Origin of the sequence: Palleronia salina (assembly GCF_900141995.1) — a bacterium.
Lineage (GTDB): Bacteria > Pseudomonadota > Alphaproteobacteria > Rhodobacterales > Rhodobacteraceae > Palleronia > Palleronia salina.
The window spans coordinates 283,240-304,170 of the sequence record NZ_FQZA01000003.1; the positions used below are offsets into that span (position 1 = coordinate 283,240).

24 protein-coding genes are annotated in these 20,931 nt (G+C 68.8%); 9 read left to right on the forward strand and 15 right to left on the reverse strand.

The window, feature by feature from the left end; translation table 11 throughout:
• Positions 1 to 137: 137 nt before the first annotated feature.
• On the forward strand, positions 138 to 1,448 hold the full coding sequence (locus tag BUB76_RS06685; protein ID WP_308417666.1) for a GH1 family beta-glucosidase: 1,311 nt from the start codon (positions 138 to 140) through the stop codon (positions 1,446 to 1,448).
• Positions 1,449 to 1,485: 37 nt separating this feature from the next.
• On the opposite strand, the gene BUB76_RS06690 is transcribed toward BUB76_RS06685, so the two are convergent.
• The 12 genes from BUB76_RS06690 to BUB76_RS06745 all read right to left on the reverse strand — a co-directional run bounded on the left by BUB76_RS06690 (position 1,486) and on the right by BUB76_RS06745 (position 11,651).
• Positions 1,486 to 2,601, reverse strand: a complete 1,116-nt coding sequence (locus tag BUB76_RS06690) for a cobalamin-independent methionine synthase II family protein (protein ID WP_073127974.1) — start codon at positions 2,599 to 2,601, stop codon at positions 1,486 to 1,488.
• 37 nt (positions 2,602 to 2,638) lie between these two features.
• Positions 2,639 to 3,289: an HAD family hydrolase gene (locus BUB76_RS06695; protein ID WP_073127975.1), complete on the reverse strand. Its 651-nt coding sequence runs from the start codon at positions 3,287 to 3,289 to the stop codon at positions 2,639 to 2,641.
• Positions 3,290 to 3,385: 96 nt separating this feature from the next.
• Positions 3,386 to 4,018, reverse strand: coding sequence for a class I SAM-dependent DNA methyltransferase (locus BUB76_RS06700; RefSeq protein WP_073127976.1), 633 nt, complete (start codon positions 4,016 to 4,018; stop codon positions 3,386 to 3,388).
• On the reverse strand, positions 4,018 to 4,968 hold the full coding sequence (locus BUB76_RS06705) for a cupin domain-containing protein (RefSeq protein WP_073127977.1): 951 nt from the start codon (positions 4,966 to 4,968) through the stop codon (positions 4,018 to 4,020). Before BUB76_RS06705 ends, BUB76_RS06700 begins: the two co-directional genes overlap by 1 nt.
• The gene (locus BUB76_RS06710) at positions 4,965 to 5,414 is read right to left on the reverse strand and encodes an SRPBCC family protein (RefSeq protein WP_073127978.1); all 450 of its coding nucleotides are present in this window, start codon (positions 5,412 to 5,414) and stop codon (positions 4,965 to 4,967) included. Before BUB76_RS06710 ends, BUB76_RS06705 begins: the two co-directional genes overlap by 4 nt.
• 4 nt (positions 5,415 to 5,418) lie before the next feature.
• Positions 5,419 to 6,393 carry a nuclear transport factor 2 family protein gene (locus BUB76_RS06715; RefSeq protein WP_139250799.1) on the reverse strand — a complete coding sequence of 325 codons (975 nt, stop codon included), beginning with the start codon at positions 6,391 to 6,393 and terminating at the stop codon, positions 5,419 to 5,421.
• Complete coding sequence (locus BUB76_RS06720; protein WP_073127980.1) at positions 6,381 to 7,397, reverse strand: LacI family DNA-binding transcriptional regulator; 1,017 nt, start codon at positions 7,395 to 7,397, stop codon at positions 6,381 to 6,383. Before BUB76_RS06720 ends, BUB76_RS06715 begins: the two co-directional genes overlap by 13 nt.
• Entirely contained in the window at positions 7,394 to 8,158 is a 765-nt protein-coding gene (locus tag BUB76_RS06725) for an SDR family NAD(P)-dependent oxidoreductase (protein ID WP_073127981.1), read from the reverse strand. Before BUB76_RS06725 ends, BUB76_RS06720 begins: the two co-directional genes overlap by 4 nt.
• Entirely contained in the window at positions 8,155 to 8,808 is a 654-nt protein-coding gene (locus tag BUB76_RS06730) for a hypothetical protein (protein ID WP_073127982.1), read from the reverse strand. Before BUB76_RS06730 ends, BUB76_RS06725 begins: the two co-directional genes overlap by 4 nt.
• A complete protein-coding gene (gene hisD, locus BUB76_RS06735; protein ID WP_073127983.1) occupies positions 8,805 to 10,109 on the reverse strand; it encodes a histidinol dehydrogenase in 1,305 nt (434 codons plus the stop codon). The genes BUB76_RS06730 and hisD overlap by 4 nt, the downstream gene beginning before the upstream one ends.
• A gap of 4 nt (positions 10,110 to 10,113) precedes the next feature.
• Positions 10,114 to 10,602, reverse strand: coding sequence for an ester cyclase (locus tag BUB76_RS06740; protein WP_073127984.1), 489 nt, complete (start codon positions 10,600 to 10,602; stop codon positions 10,114 to 10,116).
• Positions 10,599 to 11,651 carry an ABC transporter ATP-binding protein gene (locus BUB76_RS06745; RefSeq protein WP_073127985.1) on the reverse strand — a complete coding sequence of 351 codons (1,053 nt, stop codon included), beginning with the start codon at positions 11,649 to 11,651 and terminating at the stop codon, positions 10,599 to 10,601. Before BUB76_RS06745 ends, BUB76_RS06740 begins: the two co-directional genes overlap by 4 nt.
• 238 nt (positions 11,652 to 11,889) lie before the next feature.
• Between BUB76_RS06745 and BUB76_RS06750 the strand changes: the two genes are divergently transcribed.
• From BUB76_RS06750 to BUB76_RS06765, 4 genes are all read left to right on the forward strand, one after another.
• On the forward strand, positions 11,890 to 13,128 hold the full coding sequence (locus BUB76_RS06750) for an ABC transporter substrate-binding protein (protein WP_073127986.1): 1,239 nt from the start codon (positions 11,890 to 11,892) through the stop codon (positions 13,126 to 13,128).
• A gap of 69 nt (positions 13,129 to 13,197) precedes the next feature.
• On the forward strand, positions 13,198 to 14,220 hold the full coding sequence (locus BUB76_RS06755) for a carbohydrate ABC transporter permease (protein ID WP_073127987.1): 1,023 nt from the start codon (positions 13,198 to 13,200) through the stop codon (positions 14,218 to 14,220).
• Positions 14,221 to 14,223: 3 nt separating this feature from the next.
• Positions 14,224 to 15,105, forward strand: a complete 882-nt coding sequence (locus BUB76_RS06760) for a carbohydrate ABC transporter permease (protein WP_073127988.1) — start codon at positions 14,224 to 14,226, stop codon at positions 15,103 to 15,105.
• Between the two features lie 139 nt (positions 15,106 to 15,244).
• Positions 15,245 to 16,246, forward strand: a complete 1,002-nt coding sequence (locus tag BUB76_RS06765; RefSeq protein WP_073127989.1) for a nuclear transport factor 2 family protein — start codon at positions 15,245 to 15,247, stop codon at positions 16,244 to 16,246.
• 6 nt (positions 16,247 to 16,252) lie between these two features.
• Here BUB76_RS06765 and BUB76_RS06770 read toward each other — a convergent pair whose 3' ends face one another.
• Both BUB76_RS06770 and BUB76_RS06775 read right to left on the reverse strand, forming a co-directional pair.
• On the reverse strand, positions 16,253 to 16,780 hold the full coding sequence (locus BUB76_RS06770; protein ID WP_084140574.1) for a peptidoglycan-binding domain-containing protein: 528 nt from the start codon (positions 16,778 to 16,780) through the stop codon (positions 16,253 to 16,255).
• Positions 16,781 to 16,855: 75 nt separating this feature from the next.
• On the reverse strand, positions 16,856 to 17,254 hold the full coding sequence (locus BUB76_RS06775) for an OB-fold nucleic acid binding domain-containing protein (RefSeq protein WP_073127991.1): 399 nt from the start codon (positions 17,252 to 17,254) through the stop codon (positions 16,856 to 16,858).
• Positions 17,255 to 17,374: 120 nt separating this feature from the next.
• Here BUB76_RS06775 and BUB76_RS06780 point away from each other — a divergent pair, with 120 nt between their 5' ends.
• Both BUB76_RS06780 and BUB76_RS06785 read left to right on the forward strand, forming a co-directional pair.
• Positions 17,375 to 17,698, forward strand: coding sequence for a 2Fe-2S iron-sulfur cluster-binding protein (locus BUB76_RS06780; protein WP_073127992.1), 324 nt, complete (start codon positions 17,375 to 17,377; stop codon positions 17,696 to 17,698).
• Entirely contained in the window at positions 17,698 to 18,402 is a 705-nt protein-coding gene (locus tag BUB76_RS06785; RefSeq protein WP_073127993.1) for an FG-GAP repeat domain-containing protein, read from the forward strand. Before BUB76_RS06780 ends, BUB76_RS06785 begins: the two co-directional genes overlap by 1 nt.
• A gap of 7 nt (positions 18,403 to 18,409) precedes the next feature.
• Here the strand turns inward: BUB76_RS06785 and BUB76_RS06790 are convergent, their stop codons facing one another.
• Positions 18,410 to 19,609: a CaiB/BaiF CoA transferase family protein gene (locus BUB76_RS06790; protein WP_073127994.1), complete on the reverse strand. Its 1,200-nt coding sequence runs from the start codon at positions 19,607 to 19,609 to the stop codon at positions 18,410 to 18,412.
• A 117-nt stretch (positions 19,610 to 19,726) separates the two neighbouring features.
• Between BUB76_RS06790 and BUB76_RS06795 the strand changes: the two genes are divergently transcribed.
• Together BUB76_RS06795 and BUB76_RS06800 are read left to right on the forward strand one after the other, a co-directional pair.
• Positions 19,727 to 20,185: a MaoC family dehydratase gene (locus tag BUB76_RS06795; RefSeq protein ID WP_073127995.1), complete on the forward strand. Its 459-nt coding sequence runs from the start codon at positions 19,727 to 19,729 to the stop codon at positions 20,183 to 20,185.
• The gene (locus tag BUB76_RS06800; RefSeq protein ID WP_073127996.1) at positions 20,178 to 20,927 is read left to right on the forward strand and encodes an SDR family NAD(P)-dependent oxidoreductase; all 750 of its coding nucleotides are present in this window, start codon (positions 20,178 to 20,180) and stop codon (positions 20,925 to 20,927) included. The genes BUB76_RS06795 and BUB76_RS06800 overlap by 8 nt, the downstream gene beginning before the upstream one ends.
• Positions 20,928 to 20,931: the final 4 nt, after the last annotated feature.

The following is a 20,931-nucleotide window of genomic DNA, read 5'->3' on the forward strand; positions in this document are numbered from 1 at the left end:
CGCGGTGGGGGCCAGCCCCCACACCCCCGGAGGTATTTGCGGAAAGATGAAGCGGGGACGGGACCGCGTTGACAAGCGGCGTCCGGGCTGCAGGTGTGGGGCACGCCGCAAATTGGAGGGTCCCCATGCCGCTGTCGATGTCCCGGAAAGACTTCCCCGAAGGTTTCGAGTTCGGCGTCGCCACCGCCGCCTACCAGATCGAGGGCACGCGGAACGGCACCGTGGGCCGGTCCCACTGGGACAGCTACGCCGCGACGCTGGGCAACGTGGCGAACGGCGAGAACGGCGATGTGGCTTGCGACCACTACAACCGCTATGCCACCGACCTCGACCTGGTGAAGGACGGGAATTTCGATACCTACCGGTTCTCGTCCGCCTGGACCCGTGTGATGCCCGACGGGCGCACGGTCAGCGAAGAGGGGCTGGTCTTCTACGACAAGCTGGTGGACGAGACGCTGGCACGCGGGCTGAAGCCGTCGCTGACGCTTTATCACTGGGAACTGCCCGAGGTGTTCGCCGACCGGGGCGGCTGGTCGAACCGCGACACCGCGCTGGCCTTCGGCGATTACGCCCGCGCGGTGATGGACCGGCTGGGCGACCGGGTGCAGGCCGTGGCCACCATCAACGAGCCGTGGTGCGTCGCGTGGCTGTCGCATTTCCTGGGGCTTCACGCGCCGGGGGTGCGCAACATCCGCACCGCGACGCGCGCGATGCACCACATCACCCTCGCCCACGCGGAAGGCATGAAGGCAATCCGCGACAGCGGCTCGACGGCCGACGCGGGCATCGTCCTGAACTTCGCCTGGCCCAAGCCGGACACCGACGCCGACACCGACGCCGCGCGCCGGTTCGACGGGATCCACAATCGCTGGTTCCTCGAGGCGATCACCAAGGGTCAGTATCCGGACGACATCCTCGAGGGGCTGGGCGCGCACATGCCCGCGGACTGGCAGGACGACATGGCGGCGATCTCGGCGCCCATCGACTGGCTGGGCGTGAACTACTACACCCGCACCACCCTGCGCGATCTGCCGGGCGCCGTCTGGCCCGCTTTCGAGGACGTGCCGGGCCCGCTGCCCAAGACCGACATGGGGTGGGAGATCTACCCCGGGGGCCTGGGCGACATGCTGAGCCGCATCGCGCGTGAGTACACGCAGGACACACCACTGATCGTGACCGAGAACGGCATGGCGGGGGACGACCACCTCGATGACGGCGCGGTCGAGGACCCGGTGCGCGTGCGGTACTTCGACGATCACCTGAAATCGGTCCTGCGTTCAATCGGCGAGGGCACCCCGGTGCGCGGCTACTACGCCTGGTCGCTGCTGGACAACTACGAGTGGTCCTTCGGCTACGACAAGCGGTTCGGGATCGTCTACGTGGATTACGACACCCAGGAGCGAATCCCGAAGGCGTCGTATCACGCGCTGAAGGACGCGATCGGCTGAGTGGCGCGGCGCCGGGCTGCGAACCCGGCGCCGTCGATCAGGCCGCGTGGGCGCCCTCGGCCAGCGAGGCGAGCTTGGCCCAGGCGATTTCCGGATCCACCGCGCCGAAGCCGGCGAAGGTGCCGAACCCGCAATCGCTGCCGGCGATGACCCGTTCGGCCCCGACGATATCGACGAAGCGGCGGGTGCGCTCGGCCACCAGTTCGGGATGCTCGACGAAGTTGGTGGTAGTGTCGACAACGCCGGGCACCAGCACCTTGTCGTCGGGGATATCGGCCTTGCGGTCGCGGAAGACCGACCATTCGTGGCCGTGGCGGGGGTTCGACGTCTCGAACAGCACATAGCGCGCGGGCACCGACATCAGCGTGTCGAACATCTTGGCCATGGGGATGTCGCAGACATGGGGGCCCTCGTAATTGCCCCAGCAGATATGGACGCGCACCCGGGCCGGATCGACATCCGACAGCGCGTGGGCCAGCGCCTCGACATGGGACTGCGCCACCTTCACGAAGTCCGCGTCGCTCAGGTCGTTGAACAGCATGTGCCGCGACAGCGCCAGGTCGGGGCAGTCGAGCTGCAGGTCCAGCCCGGCGCCGACGATGGTCTCGTATTCCGCCTTCATCGCGTCGGCCAGCGCCGCCAGGTAGGCCTCGCGCGTCTTGTAATGCGCGTTCTGCAGGAACAGCGAGATCACGCCGGGGCTGGCCGCGTTCATGAAACCGCGGGTGGCGCCGTGCGCGTCCATCGCGGCCTTGAGGTTGGCGATGTCCTTCTCGAGCTCGCCCTGGCCCTTGGACTTCACCTCGCCCACGCACATGGGACGGGCGTATTTCGGGGTGCCGCCACCTTCGGCCAGGCGCTTGAGGAAGGTCGGGAACCGCTTCAGGTCCGCGGGCGCGTTGCGGGGGCTGTCGCCGTCGAAGCCGGTATAGCGGTCCTTCACGTAGGTGGCGTAGCTGATCTTGCTGGTCTCGCCGTCGCTGACGATGTCGATGCCGGCCTCGACCTGCCGGCGCACCACGTAATCCACGCCCTCGGCCATGGCGGCGTCGAAATCGGCGGGGTCATATGGTTCACCGCGTTCGCGGGCGAAAATGAAGTCGACGATCTTCTGGCTGCGCGGCAGCGATCCGACGTGGGTGGCAAGTGTCATGGTCGGGGTCCTTTTCCTGCGCCCCGCCACGCGGGGCCTAGCTTGATCGTGTGGCAACCGCCGGGGCCAGCCGGTCCAGCACCATGTCGGCATGGGCGAAATTCGATTGCGCGTGCATCCGGCCCGGAAGGGCGAAACAGGTCAGCCCGGCGTCTTTCGCCGCCGTCACGCCGTCCCGATTGTCCTCGATCGCGATGGATCCGTCCGCGGTGCAGTCGAGTGCGGCCAGCGCGCGGTAATAGGCATCGGGCGCCGGCTTGGACTGGACCACGTCGCCGCGGGTCACGACGGTGTCGAAGGTGCCGCGCGACAGGCCCGTCGCGTCCAGCACGCAGTCGACATTCGCCGCCGATGTCGAGGTCACGAAGCCCAGCCGCCATCCGGCGGCGCGCGTCTCGGCCAGCGTTTCGGCCACGCCCTCGCGCAGGGGCACGCCCTCGGCCAGCTTGTCGCAGAAGATCTCGGTCTTGCGGCGATGGATCTGGCCCACGTCCAGACGCTGGTCGCGGTTGTCGGCATAGTCGCGGATGCGCTGCGCCCCTCCGGATCTGGTCAGCATTGCGGCATAGGCGTCCTCGCTCCAGTGCCAATCCAGCCCCGCCTCGCGGAAGGCGAGGTTGAAGGCGTCGCGTTGCAGGTGCGAGGTTTCGGCGAGTACGCCGATCGATCCGATAAGGAAGGCGGGCATATGGGGGCTCCGGTCGGGGATGCGTTGAGTCTCCGACCAGCGCGCAGGCGCGCGGGATTGTTCCGCCGGATCGCGTGTCTGCCCCTAGGCGCCGGGTCATGCCGTCCCCCTGCGACGGCGGGCCAGGAGCACGCTGTGCCCGCCGCAGGTCGCGTCCGACAGGGTCAATCGCTCGACCACCAGGCCCGCCTGCCGGGACAGCCGCCGGTAAGTGCGGGGGGAGAGGCTCGCATGGTAGACCGCCTCGCCGGCCACGCGGCCCGTGGTTTCGCCGGCCACCGGGCCGACGGTCAGCATCAGCCGGCCACCGGGGCGCAGGAGCCGCGCGAGGCGACGGAAACACCGTGCCTGCTGCAGCGGGCGCAGGTGGAAGAAGCCGTTCCACGAAACGATGCCGTGGACCTTTTGTCTTGGAACGAACGTGCGCATGTCGCCCGACCGCAGGGGCGCGACCGGGCCGCGCCGCCGGGCGATGGCCAGCATGTGGCGCGCGATGTCGATCCCGGTGACCGGCATCCCGCGACGGCGCAGCCAGCCGGTGATGGGCGTGCCGGTGCCGCAGCCCAGGTCGAGCACGCGGGCGCGGGGTGGCAGGGGCGCGGCGAAGCGTTGCAGCCAGCCGGCCTCGGCCACGTGCCGCGACCGGTCCCGGTCGAAGGCGCGCGCGTGGGCCGCGTAGACCGCGCCCGTCCGCCGCGCGAGGCTGTCCAGGTACCCCGCCGCCGTCATCAGCGCATCGACGGTCCCGCAGGGTCGTCGGTGGCGACCACGTGGTACAGCGCGGCCTCGCCCGTCATGGACGGCAGCGCGTTGTGGGGCAGGTCGGCGGGCACCGACATGGTGTCGCCGGGGGCGATCACCTCGGAGCCGCCGGGCCAGTTCACCCGCCAGTGTCCGCGCACCGGCATCAGGACCGACGGCCGGTCGTGCTGGTGCATCTCCTCGCGCGCCGATGACCGGGTCAGCAGGTCGACTTCGAAGCCCGGCTTGTCGCGGATGATCCCGGTTTCGCCGATCACCTTGCAGGCGCGGTCCTTGGCCAGCGCGGCCATGTCGTTGTAGCGGCGCACGCCCCAGCCCACGACCTGCATCGGCGTCAGCTCCTCGAACGCCCCGAGCTCGTCGTCGGTCAGGACCGGCATGGGCTTCACGCCCTCGGGAAGGGTCTGGCCCTTCTTCGTGTCGTAGAGCTTGCCGTTTTCGCCCAGCACCAGGCCATGGTCGCGCGCGTCCTCGATCACCTGCGGCGCCCAGATGACGCCGCCGCCCGCGTCGTCCCCGCCGAGGATCGCCATGATCATCCCGTAATCGGTGCCCACGTTCTCGAACCCGCGGAAGATGCCGGTGGGAATGTTGATGATGTCGCCCTGTTCCAGCAGCACCTCGCCCGCGTCGCCCCAGCGGCCCCAGAAGAACCGCCAGCGGCCCGACAGGACGAAGAACACCTCGGCCGTGCGGTGGGAATGGAGCGAGTTGCGGCAGCGCGGCGGCTGGCCGGCCGCGCCGATGTTGAAGCCGTGGGGTTCGTTGATGTGCACGTGCTGGTCGGCGGACTCGCTCACGCCGCCGCCGATGATCGTGAAGTTCTCCTTCTGGTCCGATCCGGGCGTGTGCGCGTCGATGAAAGCGGTCTTGCAGGGGATCAGTTCGCCGTAGCGGACGGTCGTCGGAATGGTCATGTTGCGTCCTCGTTCAGAAGGGTCTCGAAACGGTCGAGCATCGTGGCCCAGCCCTCGGTCACCTGCGACTCGGTCGGCTGGTCGTCGAGCGCGGCGATCTGGCTGGTGCAGTGCATCCGCGTGCCGTCACCGTGCGGCTCGACCTCGACGAGCGTCTGCATGGTCATCCGGCAGGCGCCGCCGAAGACGCCGCGGCCCTGGACCAGCAGGCGGTGGGGTGGGTCGCAGACGCGGATCTCGTCGATCATCTCGCCGATGCGGGTGCCCTCGTGCTCGATGGCGACGATCTCGGTGCCGCCGGCGCGGGTGTCATACCCTTCGTGCCGCATGCCCGACCCCTCGGGCGTCTCGAAGCGGGCGCGCCAGTCGGGGTTCGTCCAGCCCGCGAAGATCGTCTCGGGCGGCGCGAGAAAATCCCGGGTCAGGTGGACGGTGAAATGCCGCATGGCGTCATCCCTGTGCCAGGAGGATCTGCTTCCAGATCGCGATTTCGTCGTAGTAGCCGTATTCGCGCCGAAGGCCCCAGGGCCCGTATTCGGCATGGCTCATCCCCATGACGTGGACGCGCGCGCCGGTGGGCCGGCCGAAGGCGCCCCAGCCGTCGTGGGTCCCGTCCAGCGACCAGCGGATCGCGGCGCGCGGGGGCAGCATGTCGCCCTCCATCCCGATCTGATGGTGGATGGTGAAGGTGGCCGAGGGGAAGGACGATCGCAGACCGACCCAGAACCCGGTCGCGTCCTCGCGGCCCAGCGTCGCCAGCCCACCCGCGTAGTCGCCGATCACCGCGCGGTCATAGCCCTTGAGGATATGGGCGAAGTCGGCCTCCATGATCCGGGTCAGGGTCGCGGCGTATCGCTCGCCCCAGGCGTTGTCGTTGCCGCGCCCGTGGTAGCCGCCGTCGATGTCGTCCTCGGGCCGGAACGGCATGGTCGCGCTGCCCGGGCCGCCCTCGGCCTCGATCAGGCCTTGCGCATAGGCGCGCGGGTCCATCCCCAGGGCGCGGACGATGCCGCCATAGTCGCGCACCAGCCATTCGTCGTAGATCGTCTCGTCCCGCGCGGCGCAGTCGGCGATGACGCGCACGGTCCAGCCGCGGCCGGTGGCCGGACCGAACTGCCCGTCACGGGTATGGGTCGCCGTGGTGATCAGCCGGTGCGACGACAGGTGCCCGTGGGCGGGGTCGTTGGACCAGATCACGTCCTCGCCGAAAAGCTGCCGGTCCGGGAACTCGTGCACCGTCGCCATGGTCGAGGCGATCACCGCCTTGTTGCCGCGCTGGATCCCCATGGGCGAGCGCACGACGATGTCGTCGCTGTAATAGCGGTTCAGCGTCTCGATCCCGCGGTCTTCCCAGATCTGCTTGGTGATGCCGATGATGTAGCTGGGAAAATCGGCGAACTGTGCGGAATAGCTCATTCGGTCCATCCTTCGGGGCAGCGGGCCGAGCCGCGCAGGACAAGCGCGGCGTCGATCCGGATCGATTGCGGGGCGCGGTCGGGCTCGGCGATCTGGGCCACCAGGGTCTCGACCGTGGAATCGACCATGCGGCGCACCGGCTGGCGCACGGTGGTGAGATCGTAGGCGGGCCAGGCGGCCATGGGCACGTCGTCGAAGCCGACGACCGAAACGTCGCCCGGCACCGACAGGCCCAATTCGTGGCGCAACGTGTCCATCACGGCGAAGGCCATGTGGTCGTTGCCGACGAAGATGGCGTCGGGTGGCGTGGCGGTGTCCATCATCGCCAGCGTGGCCGCGCGGGCCGCGTCGCGGTCGTAAAGACCGTCGATCACGGCGACCGGCGCCGTCCCTGCCTCGGCCAGCCCGGCCTCGAACCCCAGCAGGCGGTCGCGCCCGGTCGAGGATTGCTGCCATCCCGCCACGTGGGCGATCCGCTGGTGCCCGCCCGCGACGAGAAACCGCGCGACCTGCCGCGCGCCCGCGTCGTTGGCCGAGGTGACCGAGGACAGGCCGACCCCGTCCTGCCCGCGGTTGAACAGGACGATGGGAATGCCTGCCTGCGCGCAGCGGTCGGTCAGGTCGTTGGTCATCGCCACCGACGCGGTGATGATCCCGTCCACGCGATAGGCCGTCAGTTCATCCATGACGCTTTCGATCTCGGCCGGGCTGTTGCCGACGGTGAAGACGAGGATGCGGTAACCCTCGGCCTTCAGCGCCCGCGACAGGAGTTCCAGCGCGACCGGGTAGAACGGGTTGTCGAAATAGGCGACCACCAGCCCGATGATGCCCGACCGCCCGGTGATCATCGCCCGGGCCCAGGGATTGGGGCGATAGCCCAGCTCTGCGGCCGCGCGGCGGACCTTCTGCGCCGTGGCCGCGCTGGCCGAGGCGCCCGAGAACACGCGGCTGACCGCCGACTGGCTGACGCCCGCCAGCCGGGCCACGTCCAGCGATGTGACCTGGCTGTTCATTCCGCCGTCCACCCTCCGTCCACCAGGAGAGATGTCCCGGTGACCAGCGCGCCGGCGTCAGACGCCAGGTAGACCACGGCGCCCATGATGTCCTCGACCGTGCCGACGCGCCCCAGCTTGATCTTGGACTGCACCCAGGCCACCCGCTCGGGGTCGCTGAAGGTGGGTTCGGTCAGGGGCGTGCGGATGAAGGTGGGGCAGATCGTGTTCACGCGGATGCCCTTGGGCCCCCACTCGATCGCCATGGACTTGGTGAAGCCCTCGACCGCGTGCTTGGTGGCGCAATAGACCGCGCGGTCGATCCCGCCCACATGGGCCATCTGGCTCGAGATGTTGATGAGGCTGCCCGGTTTGTCTGCGGCCAGAAGACCGTTCGCCACGGCCTGCGTCAGGAAATAGGCGGCGCGGATGTTCAGCTGGCTGACAGCGTCGAAATCCTGCGCCGTGGTGTCGGTGGCCGCGCTGTGGCGGGCCAGCCCGGCCGAGTTCACCAGGACGTCGAAGGGGCCGCGCCCGGCGACTGCCCGCGCCGTCGCGTCGATGTCGGTGATGTCGAGCGGCAGCGTCTCGGCCCGCCAGCCCTCGGCCCGCATCTCGGCCGCCAGCGCGTCGAGCTTGTCGGCCGAGCGGGCGACCAGCGTCACCTCGGCGCCCGCCTCGGCCAGCGCCACGGCGCAGCCTTCGCCGATGCCCGAGGAGGCGCCGGCCACCAGCGCGCGGCGCCCATTGATCCGGAAGGACGGTGTGCGGGGCAGGGTCATGCGGCCTCCGGGTACTGGATGCCCCGGAAGGGCGGGAAATCGGCATAGCGGGCAGCGCGCGCGGCCGTGGGTTCGGACGGTGCGTCACCCGCCGCCAGAAGCGTGCCGCGCGGCGCGATGTAGCTGGCGATCTTGCGCTTCGGCCGCTCGGACCAGGTGAGGTTCAGGGCCGCGAGCCTGGGGAAGAACTGCTGCTCGGAATAGGGCAGGTGGTCGTGGATCCACCAGGCGAGGTCGCGCCAGTCGCGCCCCCGCGCGTAGCCATCCGCGAACCACGGCGCAACGATGCAGACGGTCGCCCCCATGGCGCCGTCCGCGTCGCGCCGGTCCCAGATGTGGCCGCCGTAATTCAGTTCGTTGCGCGAGCATTTCTGCGGCCGTACCTCGGTCGCGCCGAAATGGTTCAGGTCGGGCGAACGATAGCCCGACCGCACGTGGATCGGGCCGAAGGTCTCGACCAGCGGGTCGAGCAACTCCACGCACAGCCGGGTGCCGGCCGTGACCAGCAGGTCGGGATCGTCGGGGATGTTGGCCTGCCCGTAGAAGCACCCGATCTCGGAGAACAGGAAGTCGCGCAGGAAGAAATGGCGCGACAGCCGCACGCGGCCCAGATCCTCCAGCGCGGTGTAACTTCGCGGGCGGCGTCTCATTCCGCGGCCTCGCCGTAGGGCACGTTGCGACCGCCATATCGGCGGACGCGCAGGTTGCACTGCTCGGCATGGCCGACGAACCCTTCCAGCATGCACAGCCGCGACCCGTAGGCGCCGATCATCGCGGCCGCCTCGTCGGTCAGGATCTTCTGGTAGCTGTGGGTCTTCAGGAACTTGCCGACCCAGAGACCGCCGGTATAGCGCCCGGCCTTCTTCGTGGGCAGAGTGTGATTGGTGCCGATCACCTTGTCGCCATTGGCCACGTTGGTGCGCGGCCCCAGGAACAGCGCGCCGTAGCAGGTCATGTTCTCGAGATACCAATCGTCGCGGTCGGTCATGACCTGCACATGCTCGGACGCGATGTCGTCGGCCAGCTTCAGCATCTCGTCGTGGTCGTCGCAGACGATCACCTCGCCGTAGTCGCGCCACGAGGCGCTGGCGGTGTCGGCGGTGGGCAGGATCGCCAGCAGGCGGTCGATCTCGGCCAGCGTCGCCTCGGCCAACTTGCGCGAGGTGGTCAGCAGGACGGCGGGCGAGTTGTAGCCATGCTCGGCCTGGCCCAGCAGGTCGGTGGCGCAGATCTCGGCGTCGACGGTCTCGTCGGCGATGACCAGCGTCTCGGTCGGGCCGGCGAATAGGTCTATGCCCACGCGGCCGAACAGCTGGCGCTTGGCCTCGGCGACGAACGCGTTGCCGGGACCCACCAGCATGTGGACGGGGTCGATGGTCTCGGTCCCCAGCGCCATGGCGCCCACCGCCTGGATGCCGCCCAGCACGTAGATTTCGTGCGCGCCGCCCAGGTGCATGGCGGCGATCACGGCCGGGTTGGGCTTGCCCTTGAAGGGCGGGGTGCAGGCCACGATGCGCGGCACGCCCGCGACGCTGGCCGTGGCCACGGACATGTGGGCGCTGGCCACCATGGGGAACTTGCCGCCGGGCACGTAGCAGCCCACCGATTGCACGGGGATGGTCTTGTGACCCAGGATCACGCCCGGCAGCGGCTCGACCTCGAGATCCAGCATGGTGTCGCGCTGGGCCTGGGCGAAGTTGCGCACTTGCTCCTGCGCGAACTTGATGTCGTGCAACTCCTGTTCGGACAGCTCGGCCATCAGGGCGTCGATGTCCGACTGGCTCAGCCGGAAGGATTCGGGCGTGTAGTTGTCGAACTTTTCCGCCAGCTCGCGCACGGCGGCATCGCCGCGCGTCTCGATCTCGCGCAGGGTCGTCTCGACCGTGGCGCGCACCTGTGCGTCGTCATCGGCGCGCTCGGACTGGGACTTGGCGGTCTTCAGATATTCCATCGGTCTACTCCGGCTCGGACGGTGTGGCGCGGCCTTCGTCGAAGGCTTCCCAGCCGTGGCCGTCGAACACGTCCCGGCCCAGCTGCGCGCAGACTGCGGCGAAATCGACCGAGACGGGGTTGTCGGCGATGCGCCCGTCCTCGACGCGCCAGAAATCCATGTACGGGATCCTCACGCGTTTGCCGGTGGCGGGGATGCCCATGAAGGTGCCGGAATGCGTGGCCTCGATATGACCCCAGCAGGCGGCCCAGTCGCCGTCGGCCATGAAATGCTCGGTCCTGTAGTCGCGGTCGGTGAAGGCCGCGCGCAGCGGCAGTTGCCAGTTGCGGCGGAATTCCTCGACCCCGCGCTTGGTGCCGCAACCCTGGTTGCCGCGCCACAGGAAGTCCTCGTGGAAATAGCGGGTCATGTCGTTCTCGCCGGCGGCGAGCCCGTCCTCCATCCGCTTCACCGCGTCGAGCGTGGCCTGCGATCTCGCGTCCCGGCTGCTCATCGGTTCGTCCCCAGCCGTTCGCCGCTGTCGCGGTCGAACAGGTGGCAGATGCCCGGCGGGATCGACACCGACACCTCGGTCCCGATTTCGGCGCGGTAGTCCTTGTCGGCCTTGACCGAGACCAGCGTGCCGCCCGCGCGCATGGTGACCATCGTCGCCTCGCCCAGCAGTTCGAGCGAGTAGATCGGCGCGCGCAATTGCCCGTCCTCGGCCAGTGCCGCGTCCTCGGCCCGGAAGCCCAGCGTCACCGGGCCATCGGGGCCGGTCAGGCCCGGTATGCGAACCTTGTCGGCCTCGAACGTGCCGTCCTTCAGGGTGCCGTCCATCAGGTTCATGGCCGGGCTGCCGATGAAGCCCGCGACGAAGGTGTTGGACGGGTTGTCGTAGATCTCGGTCGGGGTGCCCACCTGCTGGATCACGCCCCGCTGCATCACGACGACACGGTCGGCCAGCGTCATCGCCTCGATCTGGTCGTGGGTGACGTAGATCGTGGTGACCTTCAGCTCGTGGGACAGGTTCTTGATCTGCGCGCGGGTGCTGACCCGCAGCTTGGCGTCGAGGTTCGACAGCGGCTCGTCCATCAGGAACGCGTTGGGGGTGCGCACGATGGCACGGGCCAGCGCCACGCGCTGGCGCTGGCCGCCCGAAAGCTCCTTGGGGCGGCGATGCAGGAAATCGGTCAACTCGACCATCTCGGCGGCGCGGCGCACGGCGGCGTCGTGGTCGGCCTCGTTCGTCTTGCGCACTTTCAGAGGGAAGCGGATGTTCTCGTAAACATCCATGTTCGGGTAGAGCGCATAGGACTGGAACACCATGGCCACGTCGCGGTCCTTGGGGTCGAGGTCGTTGATCCGCCGCCCGTCGACCAGGATGTCGCCGCTGGTCACGTCCTCGAGCCCCGCGATCATGCGCATGGTCGTGGTCTTGCCGCAGCCCGACGGTCCCAGCAGCACCAGGAATTCGCGGTCTGCGATGGTCAGGTTGAAATCCGCCACGCCGACGAAATCGCCCCAGCGCTTGTGCACGTTCTTCAGCTGTATCTCGGCCACGGCGCACCCGGTGTTGCATACGTTTGCAAGCACCTTAGCCGCGGCAATTTGACTGCGGCAACCCTATTCCAAGGGGAATTTCGCACTCACGTGAGAAATTTGGTCTTGCCAAGTGGCCGCCCGGTCGCCCTTACTTGCAAGCGTATGCAAGTTTGCCGCGCCTTGCGCGCGCGTCCGAGCTGAAACACCGAAGACCCGGGGTCACCGGGCGCGAAACCATCTAGGGAGACCCGATACCATGAGCTTCATGAAAACCACCGCCCTGGCATCGGTGCTGGCCGTGACCGGCACCGCCGTGCTGGCCGATTGCCCCGTGACCGAGGGCCGCCTGTCCATCGTGGGCAACGAATTTCCCGCCATCCAGTCCGTCGCCGCGCTGGCGCAGGAGTGCATGGGCGAGGGCACCGAGGCCAGCGCCAACCTGACCGCCGACCACCAGAAGATCAACGTCGCCGGCATGAGCGGAAACCCGGCGGAATACACCAGCGCCATCATCGCCAACTCGTCCATCGTCGCGCTGATCAACGAGGACGTGATCCGCCCGCTGGACGACCTGATCGCCGAGTACGGGCAGGACATTCCGGACCTTCAGAAGATCACCATCGACGGGCAGGTCATGGCCATCGCCTTCATGGCGAACGCGCAGACGCTGGTCTATCGCGCCGACGTGCTCGAGCAGATCGGCGTGGACGTGCCCGAGACCTACGAAGAGGTGCTGGAAGCCGCCGAGATGATCCGCGAGCAGGGGATCATGGAGAACCCGCTGGGCGGGGCCTACGCCGCGGGCTGGAACCTCGCCGAGGAATTCGTGAACATGTATATCGGCCATGGCGGCCAGTTCTACGAGGCTGGCACGCCCCAGGTCGCCATCAACAACGAGGCCGGGGTCAAGACGCTCGAAATGCTGAAAGCGCTGAGCGAGTACATGAACCCCGACTACCTGACCCACGATTCGAACGCGACCAGCGCCGAGTGGGAAGCGGGCAACGTCGCGCTGATGAACATGTGGGGCTCGCGCTCGGGCGTGCTGATGGACGAGGAAGGCTCGGAGCCGCAGGTTTACGAGAACACCAAGGTGGCGCCGCCGCTGACCGTCGATGGCGGCGATATCCCGGCCTCGACCCTGTGGTGGGACGGCTGGACCGTCGCCAAGAACATCAGCGACGAGGACGCGGCCGCGACCTTCCAGGCGCTGGCCCATGCCACGTCGCCCGCGCTTCTGAACGACAAGACCATGGGCGAGGCCGTGTGGCTGATCGACGGCTACGAGCCCGCGCCGGTGAACGAGGGCGTGCTGGCCGCGACCCGCATGGGCACCCAGCCCTACCCGATGCTGCCCTACCAGGGGCTGCTGCACACCGCGCTGGGCGACAACATCGCCGACTACCTGCAGGGCAACGAGACGGCCGAACAGGCGCTGTCCGACATCGAGGCCGCCTACACGGCCGCCGCGCAGGAAAAAGGCTTCCTGAACTAAACGCGCCCCGGACGATCCGGCGGGGCGGCCACGCGCACGCCCCGCCACCCCCGGCAAGGACGACCCGCCATGAAACACAAGAGCTTCTTCTGGTTCGTCCTGCCGTCGAGCATCGCGATGCTCCTGTTCATCTTCTTCCCGATCCTGTCGGTGCTGCTGCAATCGGTCTTCACCGAGCATGAGCAGGTCATCAAGGAGGTCCGCAACTGCGGGCCCTTTGGCTGCCAGACCACCACCTCGATCGACCAGGAGGCGACCGCCGCCCTGCGCGAGGCCGAGCCCCTGGGCCGGTTCGTGGGTCTTGGCGTCTATTTCGATCGCGGGCACCTGGCCTTGTCCGAGGTCTCGCAGCTCTGGCGCGAAAGCGCGGGACTGGGCGCGTTCTTCGACCGCCTGCTGAACCTGCCGTTCTACAAGGCCATCGCCTTCACGCTGACCTATACCTTCGTGGTCACGCCGCTGACCATCGTGCTGGGCTTCGTCATCGCCGTGGCGGTGAACTCGGCCGCGCGGGCCATCCGCGGACCGCTGATCTTCGTGTCGCTGCTGCCCTTCATCATCACGCCGCTGGTGGGCAGCCTCGTGCTGTTCTGGATGCTGGACGCGCGGGGGATCATCGGCTCGGCGATGCAGGTGCTGGCGGATGATCCCGACCTTTCGGTGAAGGCGTCGACGCCGCTCATGTGGACGATGCTGATGGTCTACGGCGTCTGGCACAGCGCGCCGTTCGCCTTCATCGTCTACTACGCGGGGCTTCAGACGGTGAACCAGGACACGCTGGAAGCGGCGATGGTCGACGGTGCCTCGCGGTGGGAGCGGATCCGCTACGTCGTCATCCCGCACCTGCTGCCGATCACGACCTTCATCGCGCTGATCCAGCTGATGGACAATTTCCGCGTCTTCGAACCCATCGTCAGCTTCTCGGCGCAGGCCCATGCCACGTCGCTCAGCTGGGCGATCTACAACGACCTGTCGGGCGAGACGCGGCAGCTGAGCTCGGCCGCCGCGACGTCGTTCCTGACGATCATCGGCGTGGCGATCCTGCTGTCGCCGGTCATCGTGCGCACCTACCGCGATTTCACCAGGAAATAAGCCATGGCGTCCAAGGCCTTTCGCAAACCCCTTCCGCTGCAGGCGCTGCTGATCTTCTTTCTCGTGGTCTGGGTCGTCATGGCGGCCTTCCCGTTCCTCTGGACGGTCTGGGGATCCTTCAAGGTCGAGGGCGATTTCTTCTCCAAGGCCGACTGGGCCAACGCGATCTTCGGGACGCGGACCCGGGCCGAGACCGGGGACCTGTTCACCGGGCAGGGCTACTACGGCGCGTGGGTGCAGGAAGAGTTCTGGCGCGCGGCGCTGAACACGCTGATCGTCTGCGCGGCAACGGTGATGATCTCACTCACCTTCGGCACGCTGGGCGCCTATGCGCTGTCGCGGTCGACCTACCGCTACGCGTTCTGGTTCCTGATCATCGCGCTGATCTTCCGGGCCATGCCGCCGATCACGCTGGTGTCGGGATACCTCCCGGTGTTCTTCGACTGGAACCTGTGGGGTCACCTGCCCACGGCGATCATCGTGCTCGTGGCGATCAACCAGCCGTTCACGCTGTGGATGCTGCACAGTTTCTTCAACAACATCCCCAAGGACCTGGACGAAAGCGCCATGGTCGACGGCTGCACCCGGTTCCAGGCGTTCCGGCACGTGATCGTCCCGGTGATGTGGCCGGGGGTCATCACCACGGCCCTGTTCTCGTTCCTGCTGGCCTATAACGACTTCGCCATCACCGCGCTGGTCCTGTCGAAGGAGAACCAGACAATGGTGCCCAAGATCGCCAGCTTCCTCGGCACCACGCAGACCAAGGGCAACGTCATGTTCGCCGTGGCGGCGGTGGTGTCCGTGACCGCGCCGCTGTTCGTGATGATCATGTTCTTCCAGCGCCAGATCGTCAGCGGCCTGACCGCGGGGGCGGTGAAGGGCTGAGGCCGCGCCCCCGCACCGCGACGCGGCCATTCCACGTCCCCAGGGCCGCCATGCGAAATCGGTGCTTCATCGTGTCCCCGCCGCGCGCTAGTGTCGCACCGCCCACGGTGGAGCGTGGGCGCATGCGAAGGTTGCCGAGATGTCCTTCCAGGCGGAAAAGGCCCTGGTCCTCGACCACTACGACGCACTGTCGAGGGCGACGCCCGATACTGTCGCCGAAATACTGTCCGAGCGAACGGCGCCCGACTGGCTCTGGCGCGGCGTGCGCCCGTTCGAATCGCGCTGCGGCGCGCGCGACGTGGCCGAGACGCTCTGGCAGCCGCTTCTGGCCGCGATGCCGGGGCTGCAACGGCGGCCCGACATCTTCTTCGCGGGCCACTCTGACCGGGCCACGGGCGGTGTCTGGGTCGTCCAGATGGGCCATCTCATGGGGCTGCTGGACCAGCCCTTCCTGACGATCCCCGCCAGCCGCAAGATCGCGATGCTGCGCTATGCCGAGTTCAACCGTGTCGAGAACGGCCGGATCACCGAGACCGCGTTCTTCTGCGACCTGCTGCACATGGCCCGGCAGGCGGGCCTGAACCCGTTGCCACGGCAGACGGCGCAGCACCTGGTCCAGCCCGGCCCGCTGACCCATGACGGGCTGCTCTACCGCGACGCCGACCCGGCCGAGGGACGGGAGACCCTCGACCTGATCGAGCGGATGATCGGCGACATCAACACCCGCGCGCGGTTCGAGACGCCCGAACAGGAACTGGCGCAGACCTGGCACGACGACATGATCTGGTGGGGCCCCGAGGGGATCGGCGCGACCTACACCATCCCGCGCTATATCGAGCAGCACCAGCGGCCGTTCCGCACGCACCTGTCGGACCGCGTCTTCAACGGTCACGTGGCGCGTCTGGCCGAGGGAAGTTACGGCGGCTTCTTCGGCTGGCCCAACCTGTCGCTGACAAATTCGGGCGCCTTCATGGGCGTGCCGGGCGACGGGGTGACACGCGCCGACATGCGGGTCGTCGATATCTATCGCCGCGCGGGCGACAGGCTGGCCGAGAACTGGATCTTCATCGACATGCCCCATTTCCTGGCGATGCAGGGCGTGGACGTGCTGGGGCTGGACGCGCTGGTGCCGACGGTCTGAGGAAAATCAGGGCGCCTGGCGCAGCGCCTCGGCCCGGTCGTAGACGATGAGACCCAGTCGCTTGCCCGCGGCCACGCTCAGCGTGTCGCTGTCGATGCCCTGCTTGGCCTGGAAGCGCCGGATCGCGGCGCGGGTGGGCGCGTCGATCTCGCCCGAGGGTGGCCCCTCCAGCAGGTCGCGGACGATCAGGGCGCGCTGCACCGACAGGATGAACTCGGGCGTCCATTCTTCGCGGCAGGGGGTCTCGAACCAGATTTCCTTGCGGTCGCTGACGATCCGCTGCGAGGTCTGCGTGCGGTAGAGCGGGCCGTCCTCGAGCGTGCCGTCGGGCCGGCGGCGCGGGGGCAGGGCGGTCTGCTGGGTAATGGTCTCGATCACCGCGGGCGTGTCGTCGCGGCTGTGGCAGGCGCGGGGGCGTTCGGTGGCGATACGCTGGCTGCCGGTCGCCTCGAGCGCGGGTTCGATGAAGCGCGACACGCCGACCCCGCCCGCGCCGCAGGCGGACAGGCCAAGGCACAGGGCCAGGGGGGTCAACAAGGATCTCATCTGCTCGGCGGGCCTCTTGCGGGTCCGTATCGGCAGCACGCTAGCGTGGATCGCCGGCCGATCCTAGCGTCCAGCGGCCACCGGCGCGGGATCGGCGGCGGATGTGTCTTCCGTGCGCAGCAGGTCGTCCAGCATCCAGCTGATATCCTCGATCACCTCGGCGATGACATGGGTCACGCCGCCTTCGCGTTGCAGCCGCCCGGTCACCCGCAGGCAGCGCCCCGCGATGACGGCGCGGCGGAACGTCTCGTAGAGCGCTTTCCAGACGATGACGTTGCAGGTCCCCGTCTCGTCCTCGAGCGTGATGAAGATGACCCCGTGGGCCGTGCCGGGCCGCTGGCGCACCAGGACCAGCCCCGCCACCGCGACCCGCGCGCCGTTGGGGGCGCGGTCGAGCATGCCGTGCGGGATGCAGGCCGGCGGGCGCGGCCAGTCGTCGGGGCGGGGGGCGAAATCGGGCATGGGAACAATAATAGAACATCGCGCGCGCCGCGCCAAGATCGTCAAATCGCGTCTGGCCCTCGGCAGGGCGAAAGCCTACCTATGGCGCGACCGTAGGAACAGCATGGGAAGACCGCGCAAATGGCGAAGATCACCTATATCGAACACGGCGGAAAGGAGCACGTGGTCGACGTGCCCAACGGGCTGACCGTGATGGAAGGCGCGCGCGACAACGGTATCCCCGGAATCGAGGCCGATTGCGGCGGCGCCTGCGCCTGTTCGACCTGCCATGTCTACGTGGCCGAGGAATGGGTCGACAAGCTGCCGCCCCGCCAGGACATGGAAGAGGACATGCTCGATTTCGCTTACGAGCCCGACGCCAACCGTTCGCGCCTGACCTGCCAGTTGAAGGTCAGCGACGCGCTGGACGGTCTCGTCGTGCAGATGCCGGAAAAGCAGATCTGATGCGGCGCGCGGCGGCGGTGCTGGCCCTTCCGCTGGCCGCTGCCGCGCCTGCCGGGGCCGAGGGGATTGCCGCGGCCCGGTTCACCGACCCCACGACACGCTATGACCACGCGGTGCTGGGCGACGCAGTGGAATACGGCGCGCTGGAGATGCGGACCGAAACCGGTCGCCGGATCACCGTGACCCTGCCCGAAACCCGCGTGTTCGAGGACCTGGCGCCGCGGCTGGTCGATCTCGACGGCGACGGCGCGTCCGAGGTCCTGGTGATCGAGACCGACATTGCCCGCGGCGCGCGCCTGTCGGTCTACGGCGCGGACGGGCTGATCGCGGCGAATGACTTCATCGGCAGCAGAAACCGCTGGCTGGCCCCGCTCGGCGCCGCCGATCTCGACGGCGATGGACAGGTCGAGATCGCCTATATCGACCGGCCGCACCTTGCGAAGACCCTGGTGATCCTGCGCCGCGCGGGCGATCGGCTGGTCGAGGTCGCGCGCCATGCGGGCCTCACCAACCACCGTATCGGTGACGACTGGATCTCGGGCGGCATCGCCCGGTGCGAAGATGGGCGCATGGTGATGCTGCTGGCCGATGCCGATTGGCGGCGGGCCCGCGCGGTGACATGGGACAGCGCACGCTTCGCTATCAGGGATCGTGGCCTGATCCGGGGACGCGACGACCTGGCCCCGCGCCGCGCCTGCGGCTAGACGCCGCTTACGCCGGCCCGTGGTCGTCGTCCGGGGCCCCGAAGGCGCCCTGTGCCCGCAGTCGTGATACCTCGTCTTCCGACAGCCCCCAGCCGGACAGCGCATGCGTATCCGGCCGGGCGGCCTCGGCCGGCGACCGCCCGATGGCACCGGGCGTGCGCGACAGGCGCGGGGCGGGTGCGGGCTGTGTCACCCCGTCGATGCGCGTGAACACGTCTCGCGCGCGGTTGGCCGGATGCGCCGCCGCCTCGGGCTGCGACAGGACCGGCGTCACGCAGCCATCGCTGCCGTCGAACAGGGCCACCCAGTGGTCGCGCGGCTTCTGCCGGAAGATCCGCGCCAGAACGTCGGCGCAATGGGCGTCGTCCTCGGGGCGGGCCGCCACCATGCGCGGGTCGGAATCGAGGCCAAGGCGGGACAGCAGGATCTTGCGGAAGGCGGGTTCGATCGCGCCCACGACCAGCCATTCCCCGTCGGCACACTGATAGGTGCGGTAGAAATGCCGCCCGCCATCCAGCGGACCCGCGCCCGGCGTCGCGGCGCCCGCCGCGCTGGCCGCGCCGAGTGCGGTCACAAGCGAAGCAAGGTTCGCCGAGCCGTCGACGATGTTGGCATCCACCACCTGGCCCGTCCCGGTGGCCCGCGCCTGCATGACCGCCGACAGCAGCCCGATCACGGCAAACAGCGCCCCGCCCGCCATGTCGCCCACCAGCGGCGGCATCCCCCGCGGGGGCGCCCCGTCGCGCCCGAACAGCGACAGCACGCCCGACAGCCCGAGGTAATTCAGGTCATGTCCGGCCATTCCCGCCATGGGGCCGTCCTGCCCCCAGCCGGTCACGCGGACATAGGCCAGCGCCGGGTTCCGCGCGTGACATGCGTCCGGTCCCAGCCCCAGCCGTTCCATCGTGCCGGGGCGGTAGCCCTCGATCAGGGCCGAGGCATCGCCCGCCAGCCGCAGGATCAGGTCGCGGCCGGCCTGCGACTTGAGGTCCACCTGCACCATGGGGCGCGACCGGTAGAAGATCGCGGCCTGTGTCATCGCGGCGAAATCGAGACCGTCGCCCAGCGATGGATACCCGCCGGGCCGGTCGATGCGGATCACCTGCGCGCCCAGGTCGGCCAGCACCATGGCGGCGTAGGGCACCGGTCCGATGCCCGTCATCTCGATGATCTTCACGCCCGCGAGCGGACCGGTCGGCTGCTCCATGCCGCCAAGCCTAGCCGCGCCCGCGCCGCCTGCGCGACCCCGAAAATCGCGCGCGGGCCCTTCCATCGCCGCCCGGCCCGGTTAGGCTGCATCCCGGGCACAGTCGGGGAGGGGCGCATGCCGGGACAGTATTTCGACGAGTTCGAGGAAGGCCAGGTCTTCGATCACGAGTGGAGGCGCACGATCAGCCAGGCCGACAACCAGTGGTTCTCGCTGCTGACCATGAACCCGCAACCGCTGCATATCGATCACCACGCGGCGCAGGCGACCGAGTTCGGGCGTCCGCTGGTGAATTCGCTGTTCACGCTGGGCTGCATGGTGGGGATGAGCGTCAACGACACCACGCTGAACACCACGGTCGCCAACCTGGGGATGGAGAAGGTGAAGTTCCCCCATCCCCTGTTCGAGGGCGACACGATCCGCATCCGCACCACGGTCCTGGGCAAGCGCGAAAGCGCGTCGCGCCCGAACGACGGCATCGTCACGCTGCGCCACGAGTGCTTCAACCAGGACGACGTGCTGTGTGGCACCTGCGAGCGGGCGGCCCTGATGAAGAAACGGCCCGCCGATGGCTGACCTGGCGGGACGGCGCGCGCTGCTGGTGGGCGGAAGCTCGGGGCTGGGGCTGGCCGCGGCGCGGGCGATGCAGGCGGCGGGCGCCACGGTGACCATCGCCGGACGGAACCCCGACCGCGCGACCGAGGCGGCGCGCGCGCTGGGCTGCCACGTGGTCACGGGCGACGCGGCGGATCCGGACCAGTCGGCGCGCATGGTGGCCGAGGCGGCATCGGCCATGGGCGGGCTCGACACGCTCTGGTCCTCGGCGGGCGGGGACCCGATGCCCCGGCTCCAGCGCGACACGCCGCTGGCCGAGGTCATGGGCGACCTGACCGGGACGCTGGCCCCGGTCATCCTGCCGGCGCGCGCGGCCTTCGACCACTTGGCGGCGACCGGGGGCGGCAGCCTGATCCTGGTCGCGTCCGACGCGGGCAAGATCCCGACACCGGGCGAGACCGCCATCGGCGCGGCCATGGCGGCGATCATCCAGTTCGCCCGCGGGCTGGCCGTCGAGGGCAAGCGCGCGGGCATCCGCGCCAACATCCTCACGCCGTCGATCGTGCGCGGCACGCCGCTTTACGACCGGTTGATGGGCGATGCCTTCGCGGGCAAGCTGTTCGCCAAGGCCGAGTCCATGGCCAGCCTGGGCGTGGCCGAGCCGCAGGACCTGGCCGACCTGGCGGTGTTCCTGGCCGGTCCCGGCGCGCGGCGCATCACCGGGCAGGCCATATCGGTGACCGGCGGCATCTCCGCCCTGTAGCAAA